6 protein-coding genes are annotated in these 8,777 nt (G+C 62.8%); all 6 read left to right on the forward strand.

What is annotated here, in order from left to right:
- The first annotated feature begins 32 nt into the window (after positions 1–32).
- The 6 genes from ilvB (at position 33) to clpB (ending at position 8,682) form a co-directional block, all read left to right on the forward strand.
- Complete coding sequence (gene ilvB / locus DV027_RS13750) at positions 33–1,853, forward strand: biosynthetic-type acetolactate synthase large subunit (protein ID WP_130732561.1); 1,821 nt, start codon at positions 33–35, stop codon at positions 1,851–1,853.
- A 102-nt stretch (positions 1,854–1,955) separates the two neighbouring features.
- On the forward strand, positions 1,956–2,471 hold the full coding sequence (gene ilvN / locus DV027_RS13755; protein ID WP_130732562.1) for an acetolactate synthase small subunit: 516 nt from the start codon (positions 1,956–1,958) through the stop codon (positions 2,469–2,471).
- Positions 2,472–2,522: 51 nt separating this feature from the next.
- On the forward strand, positions 2,523–3,542 hold the full coding sequence (ilvC, locus tag DV027_RS13760) for a ketol-acid reductoisomerase (protein WP_130732563.1): 1,020 nt from the start codon (positions 2,523–2,525) through the stop codon (positions 3,540–3,542).
- Between the two features lie 90 nt (positions 3,543–3,632).
- Positions 3,633–4,409, forward strand: a complete 777-nt coding sequence (locus DV027_RS13765) for a fumarylacetoacetate hydrolase family protein (protein WP_130732567.1) — start codon at positions 3,633–3,635, stop codon at positions 4,407–4,409.
- A gap of 170 nt (positions 4,410–4,579) precedes the next feature.
- Positions 4,580–5,653 (forward strand): aldo/keto reductase, encoded by a 1,074-nt coding sequence (locus tag DV027_RS13770; RefSeq protein ID WP_130732564.1) that lies wholly within the window; start codon positions 4,580–4,582, stop codon positions 5,651–5,653.
- A 425-nt stretch (positions 5,654–6,078) separates the two neighbouring features.
- On the forward strand, positions 6,079–8,682 hold the full coding sequence (gene clpB, locus DV027_RS13775) for an ATP-dependent chaperone ClpB (RefSeq protein ID WP_130732565.1): 2,604 nt from the start codon (positions 6,079–6,081) through the stop codon (positions 8,680–8,682).
- The last annotated feature ends 95 nt before the right edge of the window (positions 8,683–8,777 follow it).

The following is an 8,777-nucleotide window of genomic DNA, read 5'->3' on the forward strand; positions in this document are numbered from 1 at the left end:
GTTCTGGCCACCAGTGGCGAAGGAGCAGGACCATGAACACAGCATCGCACCAGACCGACCTGAAGCCTCACGCAGCGGGCGCGGATACATCCGTGCTCAGCGGCGCGGAAGTGCTTCTGCGCGTGCTGGCCGAGCAGGGGGTCGAGGTCATTTTCGGCTATCCCGGTGGCGCGGTCCTGCCGATTTATGATGCCATTTTCCGCCAGGATGCGATTCGCCACGTGCTGGTCCGCCACGAGCAGGCTGCCGTGCATGCGGCCGAGGCCTATGCCCGCTCGACCGGCAAGGTGGGCGTGGTGCTGGTCACCAGCGGGCCGGGCGCCACCAATACCGTGACCGGCCTGCTCGATGCCATGCTGGACTCGATTCCGGTGGTCTGTTTCTCGGGGCAGGTGGGCGTGCCGCTGATCGGCACCGATGCCTTCCAGGAGGCGGACACGACCGGCATCACCCGCCCGGCCACAAAATACAACTACCTCATCCGCCGCGCGGAAGATGTGGCGCCCTGCGTGCACGAGGCCTTCCATATCGCGCGCAGCGGCCGCCCCGGCCCGGTGCTGGTCGACCTGCCCAAGAACCTGATGGTGGGCCCGGCACCCTATAGCGACGCCCCGCGCGCGCCGCATCCGTCCTATCGCCCGCAGACCGAGCCGGGCCGTGACGTGATCGCGCGTGCCGTGGCCGCCATGAAGGGCGCGCGCCGCCCGCTGTTCTATACTGGCGGCGGCATCATCAATGCGGGGCCGGAGGCCTCGGCCGCGCTGCGCAAACTGGTGGAAAAGACGGGCTTTCCGTGCACTTCCACGCTGATGGGGCTGGGGTCGATGCCAGCGGGCGACAGGCGCTTCCTGGGCATGCTGGGCATGCACGGCACGTACGAGGCCAACATGGCCACCCATGGCTGCGACGTGCTGATCGCGCTCGGTTCGCGCTTTGATGACCGCGTGACCGGCAGGCTCGATGCGTTCTCGCCTGGCTCGTTCAAGATCCATGCCGATATCGACCCCAGCCAGATCAACAAGATCGTGCAGGTTGACGTGGGCATCGTGGGTGACGCACGGCGCGTGATCGAGATGATGCTGGAGGAGTGGGAGTGCACCCCCGCCAATACCCGCCAGCCCATCGACATGGCGCAGTGGTGGCACCAGATCAACGAATGGCGCAAGACCGACAGCCTCGGCTTCGTGCAGGACAGGGCGCCCGGGGCGATCATCCGCCCGCAATACGCTATCCGCCGCCTGCATGAACTGGCCATCGCCACCGGGCGCGACACCTATGTCTCGACCGAGGTGGGGCAGCACCAGATGTGGGCGGCCCAGCATTTCGGCTTTGACAAACCCAATCGCTGGCTGACCTCGGGCGGGCTTGGCACCATGGGCTACGGCCTGCCGGCTGCCGTGGGCGCGCAGATCGCCCACCCCGATGCGCTGGTGATCGACATCGCGGGTGAGGCGTCGACGCTGATGAACATCCAGGAGCTTTCCACCATCGCGCAGTACCGCCTGCCGGTTAAGGTGTTCATCCTCAACAACCAGTATATGGGCATGGTGCGCCAGTGGCAGGAACTGCTGCATGAGTCGCGCTATTCCGAAAGCTACAGCGCGGCCCTGCCCGATTTTGTGAAGCTTGCGGAAAGCTTCCATGGCAAGGGGCTGCGTGCGACCTGCATGGGCGAGCTTGATGGCGTGATTGCCGAGATGCTGGCCCATCCCGGCCCGGTAGTGGCGGACATATGCGTGGCGCAGGATGAAAACTGCTACCCCATGATCCCCTCGGGGGCGGCGCATAACCAGATGCTCCTTGGTCCCGGCCAGGATGACGAGATCAGCGCCGAAGGCCGCATGCTGGTCTGAGCGCCCCGCACCTGCCTGTAGCGCGCCGCACTACGGGTTTCTGTCCTTTCCTGCCGCCCCTGCCTTCGCAGGGCGGCGCCCCAAGCAGTCAGGAAACACATCATGACCACGCAGCAGGAGAGCCCGGTCTCCGCGGTCATTTCCATTCAGGTCGAGAACGAGAGCGGCGCGCTGGCCCGCGTGATCGGCCTGTTCTCAGGTCGTGGATACAATATCGAGAGCCTGACCGTGGCCGCGGTGGATGAAAGCCGCCACCAGTCGCGCATCAACATCGTCACCACCGCGACCCCGCATGTGCTGGGCCAGATCCGCGCGCAGGTGGAACGGCTGGTGCCGGTGTACCGCGTGGCGGTCATGACCGGGCGCGAGCCGCACGTGGCGCGCGAGATGGCGCTGGTCAAGGTGATTGCCAGCGGCGAGCGCCGGGCCGATGCGCTGCGCATTGCGCAGGCCTTCCGCGCGCACCCGGTTGATGCCTCGGCCACCTCGTTCGTCTTTGAGCTGACCGGCGCGTCCGACAAGCTCGATGCCTTCATCGACCTCATGCGTCCCCTTGGCCTGGCCGAGGTGTCGCGCACGGGTATTGCCGCCATCGCCCGTGGGGCGGCAATCCTGTAAGGGTCGCGTTTTTTACTTCATCCGTTTTTTCATTCCCCAAGGAGCAAGACCATGCGCGTCTATTATGATCGCGATGCCGACGTGAACCTGATCAAGAGCAAGAAGGTTGCCATCATCGGCTACGGCAGCCAGGGCCATGCCCATGCCAACAACCTCAAGGATTCCGGCGTGACCGACATCGTTGTCGGCCTGCGCCCTGAATCAAAGGCCGTTGCCAAGGCCGAGGCCGCGGGCTTCAAGGTCATGACCCCCGCCGATGCCGCCAAGTGGGCCGACGTGGTGATGGTGCTGACCCCCGATGAAGGCCAGGGCGCGCTGTACAAGGAATCGCTGGCGGCTAACATGAAGACGGGTGCCGCACTCGCCTTCGCCCATGGCCTGGCCATTCACTTCCGCATCATCGAGGCGCGTCCCGACCTTGACGTGTTCCTGATCGCGCCCAAGGGCCCCGGCCACACCGTGCGTTCGGAATACCAGAAGGGTGGCGGCGTGCCGTCGCTGGTGGCCGTGGCGCAGAACGCCTCGGGCAATGCGCTTGAAATCGCGCTGTCCTATGCTTCCGCCAATGGCGGTGGCCGTGCGGGCATCATCGAGACCACCTTCAAGGAAGAGGTCGAGACCGACCTGTTCGGTGAGCAGGCCGTGCTGTGCGGTGGCCTTGTCGAGCTGATCCGCGCGGGCTTCGAGACGCTGGTTGAAGCCGGTTACGCCCCCGAGATGGCCTATTTCGAGTGCCTGCACGAAATGAAGCTGATCGTCGACCTGATCTATGAAGGCGGCATCGCGAACATGAACTACTCCATCTCCAACACCGCGGAGTATGGTGAATACGTGTCCGGCCCGCGCGTGATCACGCCGGAAACCAAGGCCGAGATGAAGAAGATCCTGACCGATATCCAGGATGGCACCTTCGTGCGCAACTTCATCCTTGAAAACCAGTCCGGCAACATCGGCTTCAAGGCCATCCGTGCCCGCAACAACGAGCACCAGATCGAGAAAGTGGGCGAGAAGCTGCGCGGCATGATGTCGTGGATCGGCAAGAACAAGCTGGTCGACAAGGCCCGCAACTGATCTGTGTAAAATAACGGGGCGCCCTGTCGCCACCATATTTTCAGCGCCAGCCGGATTGTTCCGGCTGGCGTTTTTTTTATGCCCGCTTTCATGGGGCTGCCCCGCATTTGCCGTGACACGACCGGGCACGGGTGCCACCATGCGCGCCGGTATGAACAGCAGGAGCGCCGTATCGTGACGGATTACGTAATTCCCCCCTACACCCTTCCTGTCGTGCCAGTGGAGGGGAGTGCGGGTGTCTTTCCTGTCAGGCGGATATGGTGCGTGGGGCAGAACTATGCCGCCCATGCGCGCGAGATGGGCAGCAACCCCGAGCGCTCCGAACCCTTCTTTTTTGCCAAGCCCGGTGATGCGGTGGTGCCCGGGGGCGGGCTTCTGCCTTTTCCCGTCAGCACGGCCGACCTGCATCATGAGGTGGAGCTTGTCGCCGCCATCGGGCGCGAGGGGGCTGACATTGAGGTGGAGAAGGCGCTCTCGCATGTCTATGGCTACGCGGTGGGGCTGGACATGACCCGGCGCGACCTGCAGGCCGCCGCCAAGAAGGCGGGCCGCCCGTGGGCGCTGGCCAAGGGGTTTGACCAGTCCTGTCCCATTTCCGCCATGGTGCCGGCCGCGCGCATTGGCCACCCCGAAAGCGGGGGCATTGCCCTGAGCGTCAATGGCGAGCAGCGCCAGAAAGGCGACCTGGTGGAAATGATCTGGTCCGTGCCCGAGATCATCTCCTGCCTGAGCCGTTTCGTAACCCTTGCGCCGGGTGACCTGATCATGACCGGCACGCCCTCGGGCGTGGGGCCGGTCAGGCGGGGCGATGTGCTGCATGCCACCTGTGCCGGGGTGGGCGAGCTGAACGTGACCTATACCGGCTGAAGCCTGCCTTATGTGGCCCCTGTCATCATAAAGGTTTCTGGGTGCCGCCTTTTTTCAGGAAGGCGGCGTTCTTTTCAAAGCTTTTTGAAAAAAGCTTCACCAAAAACTTTTCATTATTGGCGTAATGCCACGTGGCAGGCGTTTTACAGACATTCAGGGAAGGAAAAGAGATGCAATACCGCCAGCTTGGCCGTTCGGGCCTCAGGATTTCAGCCTTCACGCTGGGTACCATGACCTTTGGCGGCAAGGGTGACTTCGCCAAGACCGGCGATACCGATCTTGCAGGCGCCCGCCGCCAGCTTGACCTGTGCATTGAGGCCGGGATCAACATGTTCGATACGGCGGATATCTATTCATCGGGCGTATCGGAAGAGATTCTGGGCGCTGCGCTGAAGGGCCGCAGCGATGACATCATGGTCACCACCAAGGCCCGCTTTACCATGGGCAAGGGCGCCAATGATGCCGGGCTGTCGCGCTATCATCTCATCCGCGCGTGCGAGGCCAGCCTCAGGCGGCTGGGGCGTGACCATATCGACCTGTATTACCTGCATGAATGGGATGGCCAGACCCCGCTCGATGAAACGCTGGAAGCGCTCGATACCCTGACCCGCGCGGGCAAGATCCGTTATACCGGGGTGTCCAACTTCTCGGCCTGGCACCTGATGAAGGCGCTTTCGGTGGCCGAGCGTGACCGGCTGATCGCACCCGTGGCGCAGCAGATCTATTACTCGCTGCAGGCGCGCGAGGCGGAATATGAACTGCTGCCGCTTTCGCTCGATCAGGGCATTGGCGTGCAGGTCTGGAGCCCCATGGCCGGGGGGCTGCTTTCAGGCAAGTATCGCCGCGGCAGGCCGCAGCCCGAAGGCACGCGCCAGATCGAGAAATGGGGCGAGCCGCCGGTTCACGACATTGAAAAACTCTACGATGTGGTGGAAGTGCTCGTCAGCATTGCCGAGGCCCGCAACATTTCCGCAGCCCAGGTGGCGCTGGCCTGGGTGGCGCAGCGGCCCGCCATTACCTCCATTGTCATCGGCGCGCGCACCGAGGCGCAGCTTGTCGATAACCTCAAGGCCGCGGACCTTGTGCTGAGTGCTGAAGACATCAGCCGCCTTGATGAGGCAAGCGCGCCACCGCTGCTCTATCCCTACTGGCATCAGGCCAGTAATGCCTCTGACCGCCTCTCGGCCGCCGACCTGCTGCTGCTTGGCCCCGCCGTGGCAGCCAGGGCCAGCAAGGCAGAATAAAAAACAGAAGTTTTCGGGTGCCGCCTTTTTTTAAAGGCGGCGTTCTTTTCGGAGCCTTTTGGAAAGAGCTTCACCAAAAGCTTCTTTACTGTTGATGACTTTTTGCGGGGGCCGATTGGTATCGACCTGCGTCTTGCATCAGTTCCCCCATGAAATTGCAGGGCTTCACCATAACCCTTCGGGCGAATGGCCGTTACGCTCATAAGGCACGGCAATCTTGATCCAGATCAAGGTTGCGGAGCCGGCGCCAATGGTCAGCTAACCCCATGATCAGACACGGCATGGAAGAAGGAAACTGGCCGCCGGCATCTTGTAATAACATCGTATGGATCCCATCTGGAATCCAGCGCCTTGCCGTTGCCTGTTGAGGGACGGCGCAAAGGCAGAACCATCCTGTCGCCTGATTGAAAGGGACGAACAAACATATGAACATCGAGAAATTCACGGAACGCTCGCGCGGTTTCCTGCAGGCCGCCCAGACCATCGCCATGCGTGATTACAACCAGCAGCTCACGCCCGAGCACCTGCTCAAGGCCCTGCTGGATGATGACCAGGGCGCGGCTTCTGCCCTCATCCGCGCCGCAGGCGGTAACGTGCCCGCCATTACCAGCGCCAACGAAGCCGCTTTGGCCAAACTGCCAAAGGTGCAGGGCAGTGGCGCAGGCCAGCCCAGCGCTACTGGTGAGCTGGTGCGCGTGCTCGATGCCGCCGAACAGGCCGCCCAGAAGGCGGGTGATGGCTTTGTGGCGCAGGACCGGCTGCTGGCCGCCATCGCCGCATCCGAAACGCCAGCCGGTCAGGCCCTGCGTGCGGGCGGTGCAACGCCACAGGCGCTGGAAAAAGCCATTGCCACCATCCGCAAGGGACGCACCGTGGATAGCGAAAACGCCGAAGCCAATTTTGACGCGCTGAAGAAATATGCCCGCGACGTGACCGAAGTGGCTCTTCAGGGCAAGCTCGATCCGGTCATTGGCCGTGATGAGGAAATCCGCCGCGCCATTCAGGTGCTGGCGCGGCGTAGCAAGAACAACCCGGTCCTGATCGGTGAGCCGGGCGTGGGCAAGACCGCCATTGTCGAAGGGCTGGCCCAGCGTATCGTCAATGGCGACGTGCCCGAGGCGCTCAAGAACAAGAAGCTGCTCTCGCTCGACATGGGCGCGCTCGTCGCGGGTGCCAAGTTCCGTGGCGAGTTCGAGGAACGCCTGAAAGCGGTGCTCAAGGAGATCGAGTCCGCCGAGGGCCAGATCATCCTGTTCATCGATGAGATGCATACCCTTGTGGGCGCAGGCCGCAGCGATGGGGCGATGGATGCCTCCAACCTCATCAAGCCCGAACTTGCCCGTGGCGTGCTGCACTGCATCGGCGCCACCACGCTTGATGAATACCGCAAGTATATCGAAAAGGACGCAGCCCTCGCCCGGCGCTTCCAGCCGGTCTATGTGGGCGAGCCGACGGTGGCCGATACCATCTCCATCCTGCGTGGCATCAAGGAGAAATACGAACTCCATCACGGCATCCGTATTTCCGATGGGGCGCTGGTGGCGGCGGCAACGTTGTCCAACCGCTACATCACCGACCGCTTCCTGCCTGACAAGGCGATTGACCTTGTCGATGAAGCCGCAAGCCGCCTGCGCATGCAGATCGACAGCAAGCCAGAGGAACTTGATGAGCTTGACCGCCGCCTGATCCAGCTCAAGATCGAGCGTGAAGCCATCCGCAAGGAAGACGACGCGGCGAGCAAGGAGCGTCTGGTCAAGCTGGAAGCCGAACTGTCGGAACTGCAGGAAAAATCCGATGCGCTGACCGCCGCCTGGCATGCTGAAAAGGACCGCGTGAACGCGGTGCAGAAGCTGCAGGAGGAAATGGACCAGATCCGCTCGGATATCGAGATCGCCCAGCGCAAGGGTAACCTCGCCCGGGCATCGGAGCTGATGTACAGCCGCCTGCCGCAGCTTCAGGCCCAGATTGCCAAGGCGCAGGAAGAGGCCGACCAGATCAGCAAGGGCGATGGCATGGTCAGCGATACCGTGACCGATCAGGGCATCGCCGCCGTGGTCTCGCGCTGGACCGGCGTGCCGGTGGACCGCATGCTTGAAGGCGAGCGCGCCAAGCTGCTGCGCATGGAAGATGAACTGCGCAAGAGCGTGGTGGGCCAGGAGCCTGCGCTCAAGGCCGTCTCCAACGCGGTGCGTCGTGCCCGTGCTGGTCTGCAGGACCCCAATCGCCCCATCGGTTCGTTCCTGTTCCTTGGCCCGACGGGCGTGGGCAAGACCGAGCTGTGCAAGGCGCTGGCCCGCTTCCTGTTCGATGACGAGAAGGCCCTGCTGCGCATCGACATGAGCGAGTTCATGGAGAAGCATGCCGTCTCACGGCTCGTCGGTGCGCCTCCCGGTTATGTCGGTTATGAGGAAGGCGGCGTGCTGACCGAGGCCGTGCGCCGCAGGCCCTATCAGGTCATCCTGTTCGATGAGGTCGAAAAGGCGCATGAGGATGTGTTCAACATCCTGCTGCAGGTGCTTGATGACGGTCGCCTGACCGACGGGCAGGGTCGCACGGTCGATTTCCGCAACACCCTGATCGTGCTGACCAGTAACCTCGGCTCCGAAGTGCTGGCCCATCTGCCTGATGGTGAATCGGTTGATAGCGTGCGGCCCGAGGTCATGCAGGTGGTGCGCAACCACTTCCGGCCCGAGTTCCTCAACCGCCTGGACGAGATCATCCTGTTCTCGCGCCTGCAGAAGGCGGATATGGGCAAGATCGTGGAAATCCAGATCGGTCGCCTGCGCAAGCTTCTGGCTGACCGCAACATCACGCTTCGTCTGGACAAGGGCGGCGAGACCTGGCTGGCCAATGAGGGTTATGACCCGGTTTATGGTGCGCGTCCGCTCAAGCGCGTGATCCAGCGCGCGCTGCAGAACCCGCTCGCGGGCCTGCTGCTTGAAGGCACCATCCATGATGGTGAAACTGTGACCGTTGATGCGAAGGACGACCACCTGACCATCAATGGCACCGAGGTCGAGGCCGACTGATACCGGCGCACGACACCAGCTTTACGGAAAGGAGGGGCTTGCCCCTCCTTTTTTCATATAATTTTCATTCTGGTGCATTTTTTTTGGTGCGGATT

Source organism: Komagataeibacter xylinus (genome assembly GCF_004302915.1).
Lineage (GTDB): Bacteria > Pseudomonadota > Alphaproteobacteria > Acetobacterales > Acetobacteraceae > Komagataeibacter > Komagataeibacter xylinus_C.